Origin of the sequence: Streptacidiphilus sp. MAP12-33 (genome assembly GCF_041261265.1) — a bacterium.
GTDB lineage: Bacteria > Actinomycetota > Actinomycetes > Streptomycetales > Streptomycetaceae > Streptacidiphilus.
Map to the genome: position 1 here is coordinate 1 of NZ_JBGCCA010000065.1, position 21,535 is coordinate 21,535.

Here is a 21,535-nt window from a genome sequence, read left to right on the forward strand (position 1 = left end):
TTCGCAAGCCCCGGCACCGCGCCGCCCCCCTTCCCCGCGCCCGCCGAAGGCGGCGTGCCGGGGTTCCCGTCCACGGCTGAGGGCGGCGTCCCGCCGTTCCCGGCACCCGGCGCACCCACACCGTTCGCAACCCCCGGCACACCCGCCGAAGGCGGCGTCCCGCCGTTCCCGGCACCCGGCGCACCCGCGCCGTTCGCACCTCCCGGCGCGCCCGCCGAAGGCAGCGTGCCGCCGTTCGTGCCGCCGGGGGTTGCCGGGCAGGGGCCCGGTGGGTATCCCGGGGCGCCCGTGCCTGGCTACCCGGGTGCGGAAGGGCCGTACGCCGAGCAGCAGGGTTACCGCCCGGCGACCCCGCCCGGTGTGCCGCCGCAGGCGGACCCGCAGGGGCCCGTGCCGGGCGCCGGTGGGGCGAACCCGTGGGCCGTGCCGCCGCAGGCGCAGGGCTGGGGCGGGGCTCCCGCAGGGCCCGTGGCGCAGGGCGCGCCGCTCGGCTACACCGCCGCCGTCGAGCTGTCCTCGGACCGGCTGCTGAAGAACCAGCCGCCGGAGCGGCGACAGGGCGGCCCGCGCTTCCGGCTGGGCGGCAAGGCCGCCGAGGCGAACCGGGCGCAGCAGCTCGCCGTGATCCGCACACCCGTCATGACCAGCTACAAGATCGCCGTCATCAGCCTCAAGGGCGGCGTCGGCAAGACGACGACCACCACCGCGCTCGGCTCGACCCTGGCGAGCGAGCGGCAGGACAAGGTCATCGCGATCGACGCCAACCCGGACGCGGGCACCCTCGGCCGCCGCGTGCGGCGCGAGACCAGCGCGACGATCCGCGACCTGGTCACCGCGATCCCGCACCTGCGCAGCTACATGGACGTGCGCCGGTACACCTCGCAGGCGACCAGCGGTCTGGAGATCCTGGCCAACGACGTCGACCCGGCGGTCTCGACGACCTTCAACGACGAGGACTACCGACGCGTCATCGGCTTCCTCGGCCAGCAGTACCCGATCATCCTCACGGACTCCGGCACCGGCCTGCTCTACAGCGCCATGCGCGGCGTGCTGGACCTGGCCGACCAGCTGATCGTCGTCTCCACGCCCAGCGTGGACGGCGCGAGCAGTGCCAGCACCACGCTGGACTGGCTGACCGCGCACGGCTACGCGGACCTGGTGCAGCGCAGCATCACAGTCGTCTCCGGCGTCCGCGAGACGTCGAAGATGATCAAGGTGGACGACATCGTGGCGCACTTCCAGACCCGCTGCCGCGGCGTCGTGGTCGTGCCCTTCGACGAGCACCTGGCCGCCGGCGCCGAGGTGGATCTCAACCGGATGAAGCCGAAGACCCGCGAGGCCTACTTCCACCTGGCCGCGATGGTCGCGGCCGACTTCCCCCGGACCCAGCAGCAGCCGATGGGCTGGCAGCAGCCGGGCATGCCGCAGCCCGGTCAGCCGGGGGTGCCGCCGCAGACGTACGACCCGCGCCAGCAGTTCCAGGCGGCCCCGCCCGCCTACCCGGCGGCGCCTCCCGCCCAGCCGGGACCGCAGCCGGGCCAGCAGCCGTACGACCCGCGCCAGCAGTGGGGCTACGGCTACCCGCCGCCGCAGCAGTAGGCAGGAACACGTGAGGGGCGGACCGCCACAGCGGTCCGCCCCTCACGTGTTGGCGAAGACTCAGGACTCGTCGGTCAGCTCACGCGCGCGCTTGACGTCGTCGGCCATCCGGTCGAGCAGCGCGTCGATGGAGTCGAACTTCTCCATGCCACGCAGGTAGGCGAGGAAGTCGACCGCGACGTGCAGCCCGTACAGGTCCAGGCCGACCCGGTCGATGGCATAGGCCTCGACCGTGCGCTCGGTACCGTCGAAGGTGGGGTTGGTGCCCACCGAGATCGCGGCCGGCATCCGCTCCTGATCCACCGTCAACCAGCCCGCGTAGACGCCGTCGGCGGGGATCGCGGTGTGCGGCAGGGTCTCCACGTTCGCGGTGGGGTAGCCGAGCTCGCGTCCGCGCTGCGCGCCGCGCACGACGACGCCCTCGACCTGGTGCGGACGGCCCAGCACCTCGGCGGCGCCGGTGACGTCGCCCTCGGCGATCAGCCGGCGGGCCAGTGTGGAGGAGAACGGCGCGCCGTCGCCGGCCCGGCCGCTGACGCGCAGGTCCAGCACCTCGACGCCGAAGCCCTGACGCCCGCCCAGCTCGGTCAGCAGTTCGACGTTGCCCGCCGCGCGGTGCCCGAAGCGGAAGTTGGGGCCCTCGACGACCAGCTCCGCGTGCAGGCCGTCCACGAGCACCTGCTGGACGAACTCCTGCGCCGACAACTGCGAGAACTCGGCGGTGAACGGCAGCACCAGCACCGCGTCGACGCCCAGCGCGCCCATCAGCCCGGCACGGCGGTGGTGCGGGGCGAGCAGCGGCGGGTGGCTGCCGGGACGCACGACCTCGCTCGGGTGCGGGTCGAAGGTGACCACGACGGACCGTGCGCCGAGCTCGCGGGCGCGGGCCACGGCATGGCCGATGATCAGTTGGTGGCCCTGGTGCACCCCGTCGAAGGACCCGATGGTGACGACGCTGCGTCCCCAGTCCTCCGGTACTTCCGTCAGGCCACGCCAGCGCTGCACCTTGACCGCTCCTCGTCCGTCCTGCGCGTCGCCGCAGGCCCCAGTGGTTCCAACCCCCTATACCTTGCCATGGGCCTGGTCCCCGATCCGCATCGGACTCGTCACAGCCGGATTCACAGCCGGGTTCAACAGCCTCCGCAGCTCCTGGGCGAGGGTGCCCTCCTCCTCGGCGAGCGCTTCCGCGACGCGGCGGCGGACCGGCTCGGGTTGCTCGGCGGCGACGTTCCGGGCGAAGGCCAGCAGGGTCTCCCGCTCGGCGGGACCGTGCGCGAGACGAGCCCGCATCCACGCGCCCACCTGCGCGGCGGCCTCCGGACGGCGCTGGAGGTACTCGCGGACGAGCCGCGCCGCCGCCGCCCTCGCGCGCGGCGCGGGCGTCGGACCGAGCGCCCGCAGGACCGCCGCGGCCTCCTCTCCGGGCTCACGCAGCCGTCCGGCGTAGCCGGACAGGACCAGGGCCGGATCGCCGTCCAACGCGGGGGTGAGCGCGGCGGCGCCGAGCAGCGGGTCACCGGCCAGATAGCGGGCGACGGCGGCCGCGAGGTGCCGCGGTCGCGCCGCCGGGTCGCACACGAGCGCGGCGTAGGCGGCGCCGTGGAGGGCGGGCTCATCGCCGCGCGCGAGCAGCGTCTCGGCGGCGAGCCGCAGCAGCGTCCGCTCGGCGGCCGCCGCACCGGCGGCCCGGTCCGCCAGCAGCGGCAGCACCGACGCCGCGGCGACGTGCCGCTCGGGACGCGGATCGTGGGCCCACCGGTCCACCGCCCGCGCCAGCGCCGACGGCTCCGCCTGGGCGAGCGCCCGTAGCAGCGCGTCCGCGCGGGGATGCGCGGTGTCGACGAGCGACTCGGCCAGCTCGTCCAGGGCGACGGACCGGTGCGCGAAGAGGGTCTCCGCGGCGATCCCGCTGACGCGTTCGTCGGCCAGCCACCCGCACAGCGGCGGCAGCGCCGCCGTCGGCTGCTGCACCAGCACCTCCCCCAGCAGCCGTCCGGGTTCCACCGCCTCGGCCCGCGCCAGCACCCGCAGCACGTCGAGTCGGGCCTCGACGGTCAGCGGCAGGCGTCGCCAGAAGTCCCACGGGAGGAACGGCACGTAGCCGCCGGTCCCGACGGCCTCGGCCCGCCCGGGCACCAGCACAGCGGGCGTGGCCTCACCGGCTGTCCCGATGCCCCGCGACATCCCCTCCCGATCGCCGTCGTGCTGCCCGGCCGCGTCGGCGGCAAGGGTGGTGCCGTAGACGACCCGTGCGGCCAGCGCGCGGAGCAAGGGAGCGAAAGGGCCCGCGTCCGGCAGGCGGTGGAGGGTGCCGGAGAGGAGGCGCTCGGCCCACCAGTGCGCGTCCGAGCCGGGAACGGCCGCGTCCGGGCCGTCCAGGCGCAGCACGAGCCGGCTGAGCAGCGCCTCCAGTGCCTGGGGATCACCCGCTCCCGTCTCGGCGCCCGCGCCGAGCGCGAGCAGGGCCTGCCGGACCACCGCGAGGCGCCAGCGCGGCACGCCACCCCCGACCTGCCGCCCCTGGACGGGCACCGGCGGCGCCCAGCCAAGGGGGCCGCCCCGCCGGTGCGCACCGACCGGACGCGACGACGGCCCCTCCCCCGGGGGTGGCGCGCTGTCGGCCAAGACGACGGTGAGCGCGGCCGGGAGGTCGAGATGGAAGCCCTGCAACCGGTCTCCGAGCGCCCCCGAGGCGAGGCGGTACCCGGTGCCCGCCGCGACGAACAGGCCTTCGCCGATGGCGGCTTGGGCCCACCCGTCGGCCCAGGGGAAGAGCTCGTCGAACTCCCCCGCCGTCAGCCCGCCGTCCGGCGCGCCCAGCATCCGGCGCGCCGCCTCGTGGCACCGCCCGGCCACCCGCGCCGCCAGGCGGCGGACGGCATGGGGCCCCAGGCCGGGCGGAGCGCCCGGACCGCTCAGCCGCTCGGCGATCCGCAGGCAGGCGAGGTCCAGCCAGGCGGACAGCAGCTCCGGCCGCGTCAGCGGCCGGGAGCGCGGCAGCACCAGCGCGGGCTGAGCGTCCGTGATCTCACCGAACAGCCGTAGCGCGAGCGCGTCGCCCGACGCCACCGCCCACGCGGCGGCCCCGCGCGACGAGGCGGCCCCGCCTGCTCCACCCGGCCCAGCGGCGAACCCGGAAGCACCCGCCCCGGCGCGGCTCCCGGCCGCCACGGCCGCCCCCGCGGCACCGTCAGCCATCCCCGTGCCCCCGCCCGCCCAGGCGGAAGGGCCCGCCCCGGCGAGGCTCCCGGCCGCCACCCCCGCGGCACCGTCAGCCATCCCCGTACCCCCGCCCGCCCAGGCGGAAGGGCCCGCCCCGGCGAAGCCCTCGGCCGCCTCGGCACTGTCGTTCGCCCGCACGTCCACACCCGCCCAAACGGACGGACCCACCCCGGTGCGGCTCTCGGCCGCCCCCGCAGCACCGTCAGCCATCCCCGTGCCCCCGCCCGCCCAGGCGGAGCCGGCTGCTGCCGGGGCGACGCGCCTGGCCAGTGCCGACGCCGCGACCGGGTCCAGGGGGCCGAGAACGTGGCAGCCCTGGACGTCGTCCGGGGCGAGGGCGGGGCTGGTGTGCTCCCAGAACTCGGGCAGGCAGCCGACCAGCAGTCGGCACTCGGTGCCGCGCAGGCGCCGCACCGTCTCCGCACACCAGCCGCGCCAGCGGGCGAGCACCTGCGGCGGGGCCTCCTCGGGGCCGTCCAGGACGATCAGCAGGGGTCGGTGCCCGGCGGCCGCCACGCGGGCCGCCCGGCCCGCCAGCGGGGCCGGGGCGGGGTGGCGCAGCAGCGTGTGGACCCGCGCGAGCGCGCGGTCCGCCGCGTCGAGGACGCTCGCGTCCCCGGCGGCCAGATCGGCGCCGCGCAGCCAGAGCGTCGGCAGCCGGTAGGCGGCGCGGGTGCGGTGGAGGGCGAGGGCGGCCAGCTCCGTCGTCCGCCCGCTGCCCGCCTCACCCACGACGGCGAGCACCGGTCGCACCGGATCCCACCCCTGCGCCGCCTCGACCAGCCCGCCGACGCGCGGCACACGCCGCGCCACGGCCTCCGTCGCGGCCGCGTCGATCCCGGCGGCGGCGAGCTCCAGCACGCCCGCGAGGTTGAGCGCGCGGCCGTGGGCCGGAACGGTCTCGGCGTTGCGGGCCAGCAGGTCCGCCAGGGCGGGCTCCGCGGCCACGGCCCCCAGCCGCACCGCCAGGACCGCGCCCCGACGACGGCTGCGCAGCGCGGCCGTCGCGACGCCCACGGCGGCGCCGGTCTCGGCGTCCACGACCGGGCCGCCCGCGGCATGAACGGGCAGGCCGTAGGGGGCCTGTTCAAGGCCGAGCTGCCAGACGTCCGGCAGCAGCCAGAATCGCTCGGACGCCTCGTAGCGGGCGGTGACGAGCCCGGTGACCGCGCCCTGCAGGGCGGCGCCCGGCCCCGCGACGGTCACCAGTCGCGTGGCAGTCCCGTCCGCGAGCGGCCAGGGCCCTCCGGTCGGGACCGCGGCCCGCAGCAGGGCGAGACCGCAGGCCGGCAGCGGCACGATGCCGCTCCCGGCAATCCGGAGGGAACTGCCGTCGGGGTAGCCCAGCAGCAGGCCCGCGAGGCCGTCGACGACCTCGTGTGCGGTCACCAGCGTGCCGTCCCGGTCCACCCCGAAGGCGAGCCCCCGCAGCGTTCCCCGCGTGTCACTGACCCGCACCAGCCCAGGCCCCACCGCCCCGCCCTTCCGCCGTGCGGCGCGCACCCTCGCACCACCCAGCGGAAGGCTGCCCACCGCTTAACGGCTGCCCGCCGCATGCCCTCCCACCCGCCGTCCCCACGCTTCACGCGCTCGCTGGATGGAGTGACAGGGGTTTCGTTGCAACCAGCCAGGGGCGCGGGGAACTGCGCGACAAGCCACCGGCGTGCGGTTGGTCCCGACATGTACAGGGCCAGCCGCCTAGGGTGGGTTTCTCGCGCAGTTCCCCGCGCCCCTGGCTGGTGCAACTACCTGCGGGAGCGAGAAGGTCAGACGAAGACGGCGATGACCTTCGCCTTGCCCGCGTGCTCCTCGATCAGCGCGAGGAAGCGACCCTCCGGGTCGAAGACTGCGATCGGGCCGGTGAGGCCGAGCCCGGGCGCGTCGATACGCACGCCGTTGGCCAGCAGGCGGGCCTGCTTCTCGTCCACGTCCCAGCGGGGGAACGCCGCCGCCGCGGCGTCGGCGATGGGAAGCACCTTCTCCGCGAAGGAGTCCTCCAACTCCTCCAGCGTGTGCGCCAGGTCGAGCCCGTACGCGCCGACACGAGTGCGGCGCAGCGCGGTGAGGTGGCCGCCGACGCCAAGGTCCGCGCCCAGGTCGCGCGCCAGCGCGCGGATGTAGGTGCCGGAGGAGCAGTCGACCGTCACGTCGAGGTCGACGACCGCCGTGCCGTCCTCCGCCACCGCGTCCCTGCGCGCGTGGACCTCGAAGCGGGAGACGGTGACCGGGCGGGCGGCCAGCTCGACCTCCTCGCCCTCGCGCACCCGCGCGTACGAGCGCTTGCCGTCGACCTTGATCGCGCTGACGCTCGACGGGACCTGGAGGATCGCGCCGGTCAGTTTGGCGACGCCGGCGGCGACCGCCTCGTCCGCGACCGTGTCCGCGTCCGCCGCGGTGGACGCGGTGACCTCGCCCTCGGCGTCGTCGGTGATCGTCGTCTGGCCGAGGCGGATCGTCGCCTCGTAGGTCTTCGTCGTCAGCGCCAGGTGGCCCAGCAGCCGGGTGGCCTTCTCGCTGCCGACGACCAGAACGCCCGTCGCCATCGGGTCCAGCGTGCCGGCGTGGCCGACCTTGCGGGTGCCGGCCAGACGGCGGATGCGGGCGACGACGGTGTGGGAGGTGATCCCGGCCGGCTTGTCGACGATGACCAGACCGTCGGGGCCGGTGCCCTTGCGCTTCACGAGGCGTTTCAGTCTTTTCTTCAGGGATCGGTTCAGAGATCGGTTCAGAGATCGGGGGGGACGACCAGCGCGGCCAGCGCACCGCGGAAAGCGGCCACCGTCGCCGGGACGCCCAGGTGGGAGGTGAAGCCGGCCGCGTAGGCGTGGCCGCCGCCGCCGAGCGCGCCGCAGGCCGCGGCGACGTCTACGGCGCCCTTGGCGCGCGAGGAACCGCGCAGGCTGCCGTCCGGGTCCTCCTTGAGGACCAGGGCGACCTCGGCCTCGGCGGCCTTGCGGACCACGTCGATCAGGCCCTCGATCTGCTCCGGCGGGACGCCGTGCGCGAGCAGGTCGGCCCAGGGCACCCACGTCCACACCAGCCCGCGACCACCGGCGGCCGCCGGCTCCAGCTCGGCGCGTTCCAACGCGGCGGCCAGGACCTTGAGGAAGCCGAAGGACTGCGTGTCCCACAGCTGCCGGGAGATGGTGTCGTGCCGGACACCGGCCGCCAGCAGGCGGGAGGCGAACTCGTGGGTGGCGGGCGTGGTCGCCGAATAGCGGAACGAGCCGGTGTCGCTGGCGACGCCCGCGTACAGGCAGGTGGCGATCGGCTCGTCCAGGGGGACGCCGAGCCGCCGCAGCAGCTCGTCCACCAGGACGGCCGTCGCGGGCGCCAGTGGGTCGATCAGGCTGCGGGTGCCGAAGCCCGCGTTGGAGGTGTGGTGGTCGACGACGACCAGCTCCCGCGCGGCCCGCGCCTTGTCCAGCAGCAGGCCGAGCCGACGCGCGTCGGAGACGTCGAAGCTGATCATCAACTCCGGCCGCTCGGGCACGTCCGCGGCAGGGACGATGAGCTCCTGCCCGGGCAGGAAGGAGAGCGAGGCCGGCACGACCTGCGGGTCGTCGCCGAAGGAGACGCGTACCTCGACGCCGCGCTGCCGCAGCGCCAGGCCGACCGCGAGCGCGGAACCCAGCGCGTCACCGTCGGGCATCACATGGGCGACCAGGTCGACGGAGGAGGCGGCGCCGATCGCGTCGAGCACCGCCCGCCAGTCCGCCTCGCTCGGCCGCCGCAGCTCCGCACGCGGAGCGGGCAGCGCAGGGGCCGGGACCCCCACCACACTGGTGGGCGTCCCGGCCACACGGTCCTGCCGGCCGGACACGACTACGCGTCCTCTGCCTCGTCGGCGTTGCCCTCGAGGTCGACGTCGTCGTCCTCGTCGTGCTCACCGGGCTTGCGGTACGGGTCCGCCTCACCGGCGAAGGTCTTGCCGACGGCGACGCTGCGCACCTCGGCGTCCTGGGCCGCCGCCTTGACGAGCAGGTCGTCCAGGTGACGGGCGGTGTCCGGGATCGCGTCCAGGACGAAGGTGAGCGTCGGGGTGAACCGCACGCCCGTCTCGCGCCCGACGGTCGAGCGCAGGACGCCCTTGGCGCTCTCCAGCGCGGCGGCCGAGGCCTCGCGCTCCGTCTCGTCGCCGTGGACGGTGTAGAAGATGGTGGCCTCACGCAGGTCACCGGTCACGCGGGCGTCGGTGATGGTGACGAACCCGAGACGGGGATCCTTGATCCGCCGCTGGAGCGTCTCCGCGACGACCACCCGAATGCGGTCTGCGAGCTTGCGCGCCCTCGCGGTGTCGGTCACTGGTCCTCCTCGTGCTGGTGGGCACCGTGGGAACGGTACCCGCAGACGCCCTCCTTGGGGCGCCCTGTCCGATTGTCCTACTCGTCCTCGTCATCGCGAAGCCTGCGCCTCGCCGACAGCAGCTGCACCTCGGGTCTCCCCGACACCAGCCGCTCGCAGCTGTCCAGGATCTCGACGACGTAGGACGCCTCGCCGGAAACGACGGCCAGGCCGATCTCGGCCCGGCGGTGCAGATCCTGGTTTCCGGTCTCCGCAGCGCACACGCTGTACTTGCGCTGCAGTTCGGCCACGATGGGCCGGACGATCGACCGCTTCTCCTTGAGGGAGTGAATATCACCCAGGAGCAGGTCGAACGAAAGTGTTCCCACGAACATGTGTGACAGGTCACGCCGACCTGTGAGGCCTCGGGGACGGATGTGAACCGCTGTCCTCAACCGTACCGAGCGAGGAGGGGGCCGGTCGACGGAATTGCTTCCGTCTCCCGGCCCCCTCTTCTACCTCAGGGACTTACGAGCGCGGCTTCTCGCGCATCTCGTAGGTCTCGATGGTGTCCTCGACCTTGATGTCGTTGAACGACCCCAGGGTGACACCGGCCTCGAAGCCCTCGCGGACCTCGGTCGCGTCGTCCTTGAAGCGGCGCAGACCCTCGATGGTGAGGTTCTCCGCCACGACCTTGCCGTCGCGGATGAGGCGGGCCTTGGCGTTGCGGCGCAGCAGGCCCTCGCGGACCAGCACACCGGCGATGTTGCCGAACTTGGAGGAGCGGAAGACCTCGCGGATCTCCGCGGAGCCGAGGCGCACCTCCTCGTACTCCGGCTTGAGCAGGCCCTTGAGCGCCGCCTCGATCTCCTCGATCGCCTGGTAGATGACCGAGTAGTAGCGGATGTCGACGCCCTCGCGGTCCGCGGCCGTGCGGGCACGACCCTCGGCCCGGACGTTGAAGCCCAGGATGATGGCGTCGGAGCCCATGGCCAGGTCGACGTCGGACTCGGTGATCGCACCCACACCGCGGTGCAGGATGCGGAGCTCGACCTCCTCGCCCACGTCCAGCTTGAGCAGCGCGTCCTCCAGGGCCTCCACGGAACCGGAGACGTCACCCTTGATGATGAGGTTCAGGTTCTGGATGCCGCCGGCGGCGATGGCCTTGTCCAGGTCCTCGAGCGAGACGCGGACCGGACGACGCGCGAACATGGCGTTGCGGTCGCGGGCCGAGCGCTTCTCGGCGATCTGGCGGGCCGTGCGGTCCTCGTCGACGACGATGAAGCTGTCGCCGGCGCGGGGCACCGAGGTGAGACCGAGCAGCAGGACCGGACGCGAGGGACCGGCCTCCTGCAGGTTGTTGCCGTTCTCGTCGAGCATGGCGCGGACGCGGCCGTAGCTGTCACCGACGACGATCGAGTCACCGACGCGGAGGGTACCGCGCTGGACGAGCAGCGTCGCCATGGCGCCGCGGCCCTTGTCCAGGTGGGCCTCGATCGCGATGCCCTGAGCGTCCTGCTCCGGGTTGGCGCGCAAGTCCAGGCTGGCGTCCGCGGTCAGGACCACGGCCTCCAGCAGGGAGTCGATGTTCAGACCCTGGCGGGCGGAGATGTCGACGAACATGGTGTCGCCGCCGTACTCCTCGGCCACCAGACCGAACTCGGTCAGCTGACCGCGGACCTTGACCGGGTCCGCACCCTCGACGTCGATCTTGTTGACCGCGACGACGATCGGGACACCGGCGGCCTTGGCGTGGTTGAGCGCCTCGACCGTCTGCGGCATGACACCGTCGTTGGCCGCGACCACCAGGATCGCGATGTCGGTGGACTTGGCACCACGGGCACGCATGGCGGTGAACGCCTCGTGACCCGGGGTGTCGAGGAACGTGATCGCACGCTCCTCGCCGTTGACGTCCGTGACGACCTGGTAGGCACCGATGTGCTGGGTGATGCCACCGGCCTCGCCCGCGACCACGTTGGTCTTGCGGATGGCGTCGAGCAGGCGGGTCTTACCGTGGTCGACGTGACCCATGACGGTCACGACCGGCGGACGCGGACGCAGGTCGTCCTCGTCGCCCTCGTTCTCGCCGAAGTCGATGTCGAAGGACTCGAGCAGCTCGCGGTCCTCGTCGTCACGGCTGACGATCTCGAGCGTGAAGCCCATCTCGCCGGCGAGCAGCTGCAGCGTCTCGTCGGAGACCGACTGGGTCGCGGTGACCATCTCGCCGAGGTTGAACATCACGGAGACGAGCGCGGCCGGGTTGGCGTTGATCTTGTCCGCGAAGTCCGTCAGCGACGCGCCACGCGAAAGGCGCACGGTCTCGCCGTGGCCCTTCGGCAGCATCACGCCACCGATGGACGGGGCCTGCATGGCCTCGTACTCCTGGCGCTTCGCACGCTTCGACTTACGGCCACGGGCCGGACGGCCACCGGGGCCACGGCCGAAGGCACCCTGCGTGCCGCCACGGGCACCCGGACCACCGGGACGACCGCCGAAGCCGCCGCCACCCGCCGGACGGGCACCGAAGCCGCCGCCACCGCCGCCGCCACCCGGACGCGGGCCGCCGAAGCCGCCACCCGCCGGACGCGAGCCGGGACCGGCCGGACGACCCTGGAAGCCGGGACGCGCGCCACCGGCGCCGCCACCCGGACGGGCACCCGGACCACCGGGACGCGCGCCGGGACCACCCGGACGCGGGCCGGCCGGACGCTGCGGCATCATGCCCGGGTTCGGGCGCGGCATGCCGCTCGGGGTCGGACGCGGGCCCTGCGGACGCGGCATCCCACCGGGAGCGGGAGCGCCGCCCGGACGCGGGGCACCGGCGCCGGGAGCACCACCGGGACGCGGGGCACCACCGGGACGCGGAGCGCCACCGTCACGGGCACCGCCCGGACGGGGGCCACGGTCGTCGCGGGCGCCACCGGGGGCACCCGGACGCGGCGCGCCACCGGGACGCGGGCCACGGGCGTCGGGGGCACCGGCGCCACGCTCGCCACGCTCCGGACGCTCGCCACGGTCCGGACGCGGGGCGCCCGGACGAGCCATGCCGGTGTTGCTGGACGTGAAGGGGTTGTTGCCCGGGCGCGGCCCGGACGGACGCGCACCCGGCGTGGCCGGACGCGGGGCACCGGGACGCGGCGCGTTGCCGGCCGGACGCGGGGCGGCCGGAGCCGCGGGGGCCTCGGCAGCCGGAGCCGGAGCCGAGAACTCGGCGGCCGGCGCGGCCGGACGCGGAGCCGGACGCGGACCCGGGGTGGCCGCGGGACGCGGCGCCGCGGGCGCGGCCGGGGCAACCGGCGCGGCGGGGGCCGCTGCGACCGGCTTGGGGGCACCCGGCTTGGGAGCCGCGGGCGCGGGGGCGGCCGGGCGCGGGGCACCCGGCTTCGGGCCGGCACCGGCCGGCTTGGGGGCCGCGGACTTCGCCGCGGACTTGGCGGGGGCAGAGCCTCCACCGAACGCAAGCTCGAGCTTGCGAACAACAGGCGCCTCGATGGTCGACGACGCCGAACGGACGAACTCACCGAGCTCTTGGAGCTTGGCCATGACGACCTTGCTCTCAACGCCCAGATCCTTGGCGAGTTCGTATACCCGGACCTTAGCCACTTCGCTCCTTCTAGGTCCGGGTTCTCCGCCGGACCGTCGTTATTGCCTCATGCCGTACTCATCGCGTACTCATCGAGTGCTCATCGCAATCTCGACCTACTTTCGACTTCGCGAGGTACCTGTTACCTGACTTGCTCGGCTTGCCTGCTACTGAGCCTTCGCCCCGAGGAACCGCTCGAGTTCGGCGGTGTCCAGCGGCCCCGGCCGGCGCAACGCCCGCGGGAACGCCCGTCGGCGCACGGCCGACACGAGGCAGCCCGGCTCGGGATGCACATAGGCGCCCCGACCGGGCGACGTGCCGCGAGGATCGGGGACGAGAACGTCCTCGACCGCCGTGACACGCAGCAGATCGTGTTTGGCCGCTCGCTTCCGACAACCCACGCAGGTGCGTTCCGGGCATGCCGCGTTGCGCGTCCGGCCAGACACGTCCAAGTCTACCCCTCTGATGGTCTTCGTTCCGACCCGGTTTATCCGCACGCGGATAACCGCGGTCGACACCCACTGATCAACGCCGTCAGGCGCGGGAACCTTCCCCGGCGCTCTCCGAGCCCTCGGTGTCGGGCCGGATGTCGATCCGCCAGCCCGTCAGGCGCGCGGCGAGGCGGGCGTTCTGGCCCTCCTTGCCGATGGCCAGCGAGAGCTGGTAGTCCGGCACCGTGACACGGGCCGAACGGGTGTCGTAGTCGACGATCTCGACCTTCGTCACCCGAGCGGGGGACAGCGCGTTGGCGACCATCTCCGCCGGGTCGTCCGACCAGTCGACGATGTCGATCTTCTCGCCCATGAGCTCGCCCATGACCTGGCGCACGCGGTGGCCCATCGGGCCGATGCAGGCGCCCTTGGCGTTCAGGCCCGGCTTGTTCGTCCAGACCGCGATCTTGCTGCGGTGACCGGCCTCACGAGCGATCGCGGCGATCTCGACGCTGCCGTCGGCGATCTCCGGGACCTCCAGGGCGAAGAGCTTCCGCACCAGGTTGGGGTGCGTGCGCGAGAGCGTCACGGACGGACCGCGCACGCCCTTCTTGACCGAGACGACGTAGCACTTCAGGCGCAGCCCGTGCTTGTACTCCTCGGTCGGCACCTGCTCCTGCGGCGGCAGGATGGCCTCCATCTTGCCGATGTCGACCAGGATGTTCTTCGGGTCCTTGCCCTGCTGGACCACGCCGGTGACGATGTCGCCCTCGCGGCCGGCGTACTCGCCGAACGTGGTCTCGTCCTCGGCGTCACGCAGACGCTGCAGGATCACCTGCTTGGCGGTGCTCGCCGCGATCCGGCCGAAGCCGGTCGGGGTGTCGTCGAACTCACGCGGGGTCGCGCCGTCCTCGACCTCGTCCGGGTCCTCGGTGGCCCAGACGGTGACGTGGCCGTTCTCGCGGTTCAGCTCGACGCGGGCCTTCGTGCGCGAGCCCTCAGTGCGGTGGTACGCAATGAGGAGGGCCGACTCGATCGCCTGGACCAGCAGGTCGAAGTTGATCTCACGCTCGCGGACCAGTCCACGCAGGGCGCTCATGTCGATGTCCATGGCTACGCCTCCTCTTCTCTCTTAAGTTAGGGACTCACGCCTCGTCGGAGGCGTCGTCCGGCTCGATGTCGATGTCCTCGTCCACAATGTCTTCTTCGGCAGCGGAGTCCTTGCGGTTGAACTCCAGCTGCACGCGCGCCTTGGCGATCTCGGTGAAAGCCAGGCGCCGCTCGGTGACCTTGCCCCGGCCCTTGACCGGCGGGATCTCCAGGAGCACACCCTCGTCGTCCGACTCCAGCACCCGGCCGGTGAGCTCGCCACCGGTGGTGAGCTGGGCCTTGACCAGGCGGGTGACAGCGCGACGCCAGTGGCGCGGCTGGGCCAGCAGGCGCTCGGCGCCCGGGGAGCCGACCTCCAGCCGGTACTCCGCCTCGCCCATCAGGTCGGTGCCGTCCAGGGCCTCGCCGAACTCGCGGCTCAGCTCGGCCACGGTGTCCAGGTCCACCCCGCCGTCGGCGTCGACCACGACCTCCAGCACCCGGCTGCCGCCGATGCGGGCGACCTTGACCTCCTCCAGATCCACACCCGCCGAGGCGGCGAGGGGCTCCAGCAGATCGTGCAGCCGGTCGTTCAGGGTGGTGCTCATCCGAATACTCCTCGGCCGCGTCTGCTGTTGTCAGAAGGTCTGGTCGCCCCCGGGGTCTGATCGCTCCCGAGCGCGCCCCACAGCCTAACCGGTCGGCCCGCCCACCGCCGATTCGGCACAAATCCCCTGCGCCCTCACACACCTTTGGATCACACGGTAACGTCCCTGCTCATGGCCGCCTCCCTTCGCCGCCGCAGCCTGCTCACGGCCGGGCTGCTCGCCTCGCTCGGCACGCTCAGCGCGTGCGGCAGCGACGCCTCCTCCTCGGCCCGCTCCGGGCACGCGTCCGCGAGCCCGCGCCCGACGCCCGTCGACCTCGACACCGCCGCCCGGCAGCAGGTCGGTGCGGCGATGACGACGCTACTCGCGGGGTACGACAGCGCGGCCGCGCACACGGAGCTGCGGCGGGGCCTGGCCACGCAGCTCGCGGCGCTGGGCGCCGGCGGGCACGCCGCGTCCCCCTCGGCGTCGGCTGCGGCTCCGGTCTCCCCGGCATCGGCGTCGGCGTCGGCGTCGGCTCCGGTCTCCGCCTCGCCGACGGCTCCGGCCACGGCCTCCGGGGCCAGGGCGCGCCCGGGTGACGCGGAGCTGGCGAGCGGCGAGGCCGGGCTGGTCTCGCTGTGCGTGACGCAACTGCAGGTCGTCTCCCCCGTGCTGGCGAGACTGCTGGCCTCGATCGGCGCGGGCGCCGCGCAGCGGACCGTCCAGCTGGGCGGCCGGGTGCCGGCCGCCACCGTCCCGAGCCTGGCCCGGCTGCGGCCGACCGCGTCCGAGCTGGACGCCCTGCAGGCGGCGCTGGGCGCCGAGCAGGCGACGGTCTTCGGCTACGGCGTCCTCGGCGCGCTCCTCTCCGGCGGCCGCCGCTCCCAGGCGACCTCGGACTTCGACCTGCACCGCGCCCGCCGGGACACCCTGGAGTCCCTGATCACCGCCTCCGGCGCGACCCCGCAGGCGGCCGCGGCGGCGTACACGCTGCCCTTCGAGGTCACCGACACCGCCTCGGCCCGCCGCCTGGCGGCCCTTCTGGAGTCCCGCCTGGCGGCGGTCTACGCCAACGCCGTCCAGGCCAGCGCCCACGCGTTCCGCGACGAGGCCGCCACCCAACTCCGCCTCACCGCCCTCCGCGCCCAGTCCTGGGGCGCCACCTCCACCCCCTTCCCCGGCCTGCCGGACCACTGAGCCGGACCCCCGGCGCGGGGAACTGCCCATGAACTGCGTGCGCGACAAGCCACCGCGGGCCGTGAGATGCCCGAGCGGACAGGGCCATCTCCCTCGGGTGGGTTGCTCGCGCACGCAGTTCATCGGGCCGAGCCCCGCGCCCCCGGAGGTGCAACCTCGCACAGGTGAATGGTCGACAATGGCAGCACGATCACGACGAAGGGCGAGCATGACGGCACCAGCCATCAGCATTCCCGTACGGCTCCAGGAGACCGTCCGCTGCTGGGCGTCCGACGCCGGGCAGGCGTGGCTCGACACACTGCCGGGGCTCGCCGAGGCGTACCTCGCGCGGTGGGAGCTGACGCTGGAGCGCGTCTGCGAGCCCGGAGGGCAGATCAGCCTGGTCCTGCTCGTGCGCCGCGCGGACGGCTCGCCCGCCGCGCTGAAGCTGGGGTATCCGCACCCGGAGGGCGAGCAGGAGCACGCGGCGCTCGCGCACTGGGACGGCCACGGCGCCGTGCGGATGTACGCCTGCGCGCCCGAGGACGGCGCCATGCTGCTGGAGCGCGCCCAGGGCGACGTCTCCCTGCGCTCGCTGCCCGAGAACAAGGCCATGCTGGAGGCGCTCGGCACGCTGCGCCGGCTCTGGGTCGCGCCGCCCGAGGACCACCCGTTCACCACGGTCGAGGCGTACGTCGGCGGCCTGCGGGAGGAACTGACGCGCCGTCGGGCGATTCCGGCCGCCGCCGACCTGCTGCCGCTCGTCGACGAGGCCCTCGACGTCTCCGCCACCCTGCTGCAGGACAGCGCCGCCCGCGAGGAGCGGCTGCTGCTCCACGGCGACTACCATCACGGCAACGTGCTGTCGGCCGAGCGCGCGCCCTGGCTCGCGATCGACCCCAAGCCGCTCGTCGGCGAACGCGCCTACGACCTCGCCTGGCTCGCCCAGGACCGGCTGGACACCCTGGCCGGCTCCCCGGGCCCGGAGGCCGCCGCCCGTCGCCGGCTTCAGCGGCTCGCCGCCGACGCGGCCGTCGACCCGGAGCGGCTGCGCGGCTGGACCCTCTTCCGCACCGTCGAGGCGGGCCTGTGGAGCCTGGACGTGGGCGACACCAGACACGCGTCGCTCTTCCTCGAATTCGCCGCCAGGCTGTGACCCCCGTCCCCTCCCCTGTCGAAACGCCCGGAGTGATGTACCTGTGGCAGAGCCGCCACGCCGCCGACCTCTGACCGACGACGAGATCGAACGGGCCCCGCGCTTCAGCCCCTACCTGCTGCTGCCGTGGGTCCTGCTGGCCCTCGTGCCGCTCAACTCCGACGTGCTGCACGGCCAGTACCCGAGGCCGATGCTGGCCCTGCTGGTGCTGGGCGTGTTCGCGGTGCTGTACTGCGCGACCGTGCTGACCGCGCTGCGCCCGCGGCTGCACCACACGCGGCTGCCACTGCTGCTGGCCACGCTGCTGGTGCCGGTGACGGCGCTGCTCGCGGGTGCGCTGCCGCACGCGTTCCTGCTGTACCCGCTGCTGGCCGTCGCGCTGGCACTGGTGGCCCCCGGTCGCTGGTACCTGGCGGCGTTGCTGGGCGTCCCGGCCCTGTCGGCCCTGACGCTGTGGATGCGCAGCCAGTACGACGTGATCGTCTACGGTCCGCTGGGGTGCTTCCTGGCCGCGGGGCTGGTGCTGGCGCTGTTCCGGCTGTCGATGGTCACCGAGCAGCTCAGGGAGGCCCGAAGGGCGCACGCGGAGCGGAGCGCGGAACACCGTTCGGACGACGACCGGACGAAATAGCCAGCGGCAGCGCCGCGCCCATCACCGCGTAGGGCAGCACGGTGTTGGGGAACATGACGCGCCGGGCGAGGTCCTGGTAGCCGAGTGACCGGTAGAGCGCCCTTGCGGGCGTCTCCCGGTCCACGGCGGAGAGGATGGTGCGCGGCAGTTCGCTGGCCGCGCACAGGGTCGTGATCAGCGCGCGGCCCAGTCCGAGCCCCTGGTAGCGGGGATGGACGTGCAGCTCGGTGACGGAGAAGGCCTGGTCGAGCCAGGCCGCATGGCCGTTGGCCGCGAGGTAGGGCTCGATGACGGTGCTCCACCAGTAGCCGCGGTCGTTGGGCATGCCGTACCCGAAGCCGACGAGGACCCCGTGGTGCAGGGCCCCGAACGCGCGGACCCCGGCGATCTCGGCGTGCCGCTGGACGATCTGCAGGCGCAGCGCGACCTCCTCCGGCCCGAGGCCGAACGCGACCGCCTGCACGTCCAGTGCGGCGGCCGCGTACACGGCGAGATCGACGGGCTCGATCCTGACTTCGTCCATATGCGGACGCTACCGCCTGGGACGGACGATCAACCATGCGGCCCGGCAGGCGCGCGGCCCGCACCGGCCGGACCGCGGCGGCGGTCAGTGCCTGCGCTGCGGGTGCCGGCGGGCTCCCGTCAGCAGCCGCACCGAACAGCCGAGCAGCAGCACCGCGACCGCCATCCCGGCGAACGGCCACAGCCTCGGGCTCGCCCCGGTGTCGGCGAGCCGCCCATGCGTCGGTGTCGCACGAACCGGCGCCTTGGTGGACGCGGTGACGGACGTGGCGACGGACGCGGTGACGGACGGAGCGGCGATCATCGTCGCGGACCCGATCATCCCGGCACCGCCGGACGCAACCGCGCTGGGCAGAACCGGGCTGGGGCTGGGCACGACGTCTCCGACCAGGGCCAGGCTCGGGCTGTCGGCCGGACCGGCACCTTCGGCCGTCCCCGGCGTGCCGCCCGCGCCCGCGGGCGGCACCAGCTTCGGCGAGGCGGCTCCTGTTCCCGTCGGGGTATCTGAGGCCGGGGCCTCTGACGCAGGAGCACCCGTGCCGGTGGCCGTCGGGGCGCCGGAGGCGGGAGCGGCCGGACCGGTCCCCGTCGCGGACGCCGATGCCGATGCCGACGGCGACGGCGACGGCGACGGCGAGCCCGGACCCGCGGGCGTCGCCGACTGCTGCTGCGGGCAGCCGAGGTTCTGCAAGGACGCGGCCAACCGCTGGCTGAGGAAGTCCGCGAGGTTCTGACCCGTCGTCGGCGAGACAGCGGCCGTGAAGAGTGCCCCGTCGGCGGTGAGGCGTGCGGCACCGCCGCTCGCCAGGCGGGCGCAGTACGTCGGGCCGTCGCCCTGGTCGGTGCCCTTGCCCGCGCCGACCGGGGCCTGGTCGACGCCGACGCGGTACAGGTTCGTCTTGGTGCGGCTCTGCGCGCCGTTCGCGCCGAGCACCATCGGGTCGTTGCGCGGGACCAGGGCGACAGGCGTGCCCTGGTCCGCGGCGGCCTGGAGTTCGTCGAGGGCCAGGGCGGTCGCCCTGTGGCCGGGGTCGGCGAGGTCGGGCGCGGTCCACGGGGTGCAGCCGAGGGCGGGGTCGACGAAGGCGGTCAGCAGCAGGTTGTCGCTGCCGTTGGCCAGGTCCACCGCACCCTGCGGCCCGAGCGCCGCCGTGTCGGCGGCGGTGCGCTGCGCGATGCGGCCGTCGGGGGTGGCCAGGTAGGCGGTGGTGACGTTGTCGCTCTGATCCTGGTCGACGATGCCGAAGTCGCGGGTGGTCGGGCAGGGTGCGCCGTCGCGTCCGACGCCGAGCGGCGGCACCTTGAGCCGCCCGGCCCGCTCCGCGCCGCGCGCGGCGGAGAAGAAGGCGGGGGCGTTGCAGTAGGCGAACTGACCGAAGATCGAGCCGCGCGTGCCGTTGACGCAACGTCCCGCGGCGGTACTCCCACCGAGCGTCAGGTTGTTGCCGTTGAAGCCGAACCAGAGGCCCACCACGGCGTGCGCGGGCAGCTTGGGGACGACCGCCGCGCGGGCGGGCCGGGTGCCGCGGTCGATCACCAGCGGGTCGTAGACGAATACGGCTCCGGTGGCCGGGTTCAGGACGGTGGCCTGGACGAAGGCGGACTGGGCCGCGTCGGCCTCGTGGCAGGGGCCCTTGGCCGCGTCGGTCGCGGTGAGCAGGTAGGGGGAGGCCAGGCCGACCGCGGTGAGCGGGGCAGCCGGGACCTTGAGCGTGCAGTCCGCGTTCGGGACGGCGGGCGGCTGGGCGGCTGGAGCGCCCGGCGGGTTCGGGGCGGTCGCGGCGAGCGCGCTGCCGAGGAGGGCCGCGAGGCCCAGCAGGGCGGTGAGGAGCCCGGCCAGCAGGGGGAGCCGGCGGGACGTCCGGCGGCGGGGGCTGCGGCGTCGAGGGTTGGGTCGGTGAGGTAACACGCGCCGTCCTTCCTTCGGGGGCGTCCCGGGGACGGCGGCGGACGGGGACGGTCACGCGCGGTCGGCGGGACGAGGACGGCGCGAGTGTATGCATGCCGCGCACCCGTACGAGAGGGGCAAATCGACAATCGTCACACAAGCACCACGCGCGTGCACACGACGCTCACATCACACGTCAAAGTCAGAACAGCACGCTCATGAACGCACCGATTTCGGTGAACCCCACCCGACGGTAGGCCGCGCGTGCGACCACGTTGTAGTCGTTCACGTAGAGGCTGGCGACGGGGGCCACCTCGCGCAGCGCGATCTCGGTGACAGTGGCCATCCCGCTCTCGCTGTGGCCGCGACCACGGAACTCGGGGGCCACCCAGACGCCCTGGATCTGGCAGGCGCGCTCGGTCGCCGCACCGATCTCGGCCTTGAAGACCACCTTGTCGCCCTCGAAGCGGGCGAACGCGCGACCGCTGGTGACGAGCTCGGCGACCCGGGCGCGATAGAGCAGGCCACCGTCACCGGCGAGCGGCGAGACGCCGACCTCCTCGGTGAACATCGCCACACAGGCGGGCAGCAGCAGGTCCATCTCGTCGCGGCGCACCCGCCGCACCCGCGGGTCGGGGGCGATCTCGCGGGACGGCTCCCAGGTGGCCATCAACGGCTGCCGGGCGCGGACCTCGCGGGCGGAGCCCCAGTGCGGTTCCAGCAGCGACCACAGCTCGGCCACGGCCGCGGCCGGACCGACGACGGAGGAGCAGCGGCGTCCCTGCTTGCGGGCGCGGTCGGCGAAGGCCTGGACAGCGGCGGAGGACGCGCTCAACGGCACCAGGTTGGCACCGGAGTAGCACAACGCCTCCAGCCTGCCGTGCTCGAAGAAGCCCCACATCTCCCCGCCGAGCCGCCAGGCGTCGAGTCCGGCGACGGCGACCCGGGCCGCCACGAAGGCGTTCTCGATCGGGTCGCGGTCCAGCACCTCGAGCGCGGCCGGCAGGTCCGCAGGCGTCAGCACACGCGTCGTCGCCACAGAACTGCTCAACACGGGGGCACCCTATCTCCTCATACGGCCCTGGCGACCCCCTGAGCCAAGGCGTAAAACAACCAACCTGGGGTCGACGGTGGCCCGGCGGGCCGGGCCACGTCAACCCCAGGTCTGTACTGCGGTCCTGCTCGGTGCTGCTTGGCGCTGCTTGGTGCTGCTCGGTCCTACTCGGCGGCGACGACGGTCGGGGTGCCGGACTCGACCCCGGCCTCCTGCATCTGCTCGGCGAGCTTGAGGGCCTCCTCGATCAGGGTCTCCACGATCTTCGACTCCGGCACGGTCTTGATGACCTCGCCCTTGACGAAGATCT

General features: G+C 74.0%; 17 protein-coding genes and 1 pseudogene. 4 read left to right on the top strand and 14 right to left on the bottom strand.

Translation table 11 applies throughout. The annotated features are described in order from the left end of the window. The coding region (locus ABH931_RS38750) for an AAA family ATPase (protein ID WP_370124534.1) at positions 1-1,599 on the top strand (1,599 nt) is incomplete at its 5' end. Between the two features lie 60 nt (positions 1,600-1,659). Here ABH931_RS38750 and ABH931_RS38755 read toward each other — a convergent pair. The 10 genes from ABH931_RS38755 to rimP all read right to left on the bottom strand — a co-directional run bounded on the left by ABH931_RS38755 (position 1,660) and on the right by rimP (position 14,816). Further along, the gene (locus tag ABH931_RS38755; RefSeq protein WP_370124536.1) at positions 1,660-2,604 is read right to left on the bottom strand and encodes a bifunctional riboflavin kinase/FAD synthetase; all 945 of its coding nucleotides are present in this window, start codon (positions 2,602-2,604) and stop codon (positions 1,660-1,662) included. A gap of 57 nt (positions 2,605-2,661) precedes the next feature. Continuing rightward, positions 2,662-6,279, bottom strand: coding sequence for a hypothetical protein (locus tag ABH931_RS38760; RefSeq protein ID WP_370124538.1), 3,618 nt, complete (start codon positions 6,277-6,279; stop codon positions 2,662-2,664). A 308-nt stretch (positions 6,280-6,587) separates the two neighbouring features. Further along, the gene (truB, locus tag ABH931_RS38765) at positions 6,588-7,502 is read right to left on the bottom strand and encodes a tRNA pseudouridine(55) synthase TruB (protein ID WP_370124540.1); all 915 of its coding nucleotides are present in this window, start codon (positions 7,500-7,502) and stop codon (positions 6,588-6,590) included. Between the two features lie 44 nt (positions 7,503-7,546). Then, positions 7,547-8,644: a bifunctional oligoribonuclease/PAP phosphatase NrnA gene (locus ABH931_RS38770; RefSeq protein ID WP_370124542.1), complete on the bottom strand. Its 1,098-nt coding sequence runs from the start codon at positions 8,642-8,644 to the stop codon at positions 7,547-7,549. A gap of 2 nt (positions 8,645-8,646) precedes the next feature. Next, positions 8,647-9,126, bottom strand: coding sequence for a 30S ribosome-binding factor RbfA (gene rbfA / locus ABH931_RS38775; RefSeq protein WP_370124544.1), 480 nt, complete (start codon positions 9,124-9,126; stop codon positions 8,647-8,649). A 77-nt stretch (positions 9,127-9,203) separates the two neighbouring features. Next, positions 9,204-9,500: a DUF503 domain-containing protein gene (locus ABH931_RS38780; protein WP_042461286.1), complete on the bottom strand. Its 297-nt coding sequence runs from the start codon at positions 9,498-9,500 to the stop codon at positions 9,204-9,206. Positions 9,501-9,633: 133 nt separating this feature from the next. Further along, positions 9,634-12,708, bottom strand: coding sequence for a translation initiation factor IF-2 (gene infB, locus ABH931_RS38785; RefSeq protein ID WP_370124546.1), 3,075 nt, complete (start codon positions 12,706-12,708; stop codon positions 9,634-9,636). A 147-nt stretch (positions 12,709-12,855) separates the two neighbouring features. Continuing rightward, entirely contained in the window at positions 12,856-13,134 is a 279-nt protein-coding gene (locus tag ABH931_RS38790) for a YlxR family protein (RefSeq protein WP_370124562.1), read from the bottom strand. Positions 13,135-13,222: 88 nt separating this feature from the next. Continuing rightward, a complete protein-coding gene (gene nusA, locus ABH931_RS38795) occupies positions 13,223-14,230 on the bottom strand; it encodes a transcription termination factor NusA (RefSeq protein WP_370124548.1) in 1,008 nt (335 codons plus the stop codon). A 34-nt stretch (positions 14,231-14,264) separates the two neighbouring features. Further along, on the bottom strand, positions 14,265-14,816 hold the full coding sequence (gene rimP, locus ABH931_RS38800; RefSeq protein ID WP_370124550.1) for a ribosome maturation factor RimP: 552 nt from the start codon (positions 14,814-14,816) through the stop codon (positions 14,265-14,267). A gap of 171 nt (positions 14,817-14,987) precedes the next feature. On the opposite strand from rimP, the gene ABH931_RS38805 reads away from it, so the two are divergent. The 3 genes from ABH931_RS38805 to ABH931_RS38815 all read left to right on the top strand — a co-directional run bounded on the left by ABH931_RS38805 (position 14,988) and on the right by ABH931_RS38815 (position 17,761). Next, positions 14,988-15,995 (top strand): DUF4439 domain-containing protein, encoded by a 1,008-nt coding sequence (locus ABH931_RS38805; RefSeq protein WP_370124552.1) that lies wholly within the window; start codon positions 14,988-14,990, stop codon positions 15,993-15,995. Positions 15,996-16,203: 208 nt separating this feature from the next. Further along, positions 16,204-17,130: an aminoglycoside phosphotransferase family protein gene (locus tag ABH931_RS38810; RefSeq protein WP_370124554.1), complete on the top strand. Its 927-nt coding sequence runs from the start codon at positions 16,204-16,206 to the stop codon at positions 17,128-17,130. Between the two features lie 43 nt (positions 17,131-17,173). Continuing rightward, positions 17,174-17,761: a hypothetical protein gene (locus ABH931_RS38815; RefSeq protein WP_370124556.1), complete on the top strand. Its 588-nt coding sequence runs from the start codon at positions 17,174-17,176 to the stop codon at positions 17,759-17,761. Here the strand turns inward: ABH931_RS38815 and ABH931_RS38820 are convergent. From ABH931_RS38820 to ABH931_RS38835, 4 genes and pseudogenes are all read right to left on the bottom strand, one after another. Beyond that, a complete protein-coding gene (locus tag ABH931_RS38820) occupies positions 17,691-18,284 on the bottom strand; it encodes a GNAT family N-acetyltransferase (RefSeq protein ID WP_370124558.1) in 594 nt (197 codons plus the stop codon). The genes ABH931_RS38815 and ABH931_RS38820 overlap by 71 nt on opposite strands. Before the next feature lie 84 nt (positions 18,285-18,368). Further along, a complete protein-coding gene (locus tag ABH931_RS38825; RefSeq protein ID WP_370124560.1) occupies positions 18,369-20,192 on the bottom strand; it encodes a hypothetical protein in 1,824 nt (607 codons plus the stop codon). A 181-nt stretch (positions 20,193-20,373) separates the two neighbouring features. After that, the gene (locus ABH931_RS38830) at positions 20,374-21,222 is read right to left on the bottom strand and encodes a GNAT family N-acetyltransferase (protein ID WP_370124564.1); all 849 of its coding nucleotides are present in this window, start codon (positions 21,220-21,222) and stop codon (positions 20,374-20,376) included. Positions 21,223-21,389: 167 nt separating this feature from the next. Continuing rightward, positions 21,390-21,535 (bottom strand): annotated as a pseudogene (locus tag ABH931_RS38835) (4-hydroxy-3-methylbut-2-en-1-yl diphosphate synthase); the annotation flags it as partial.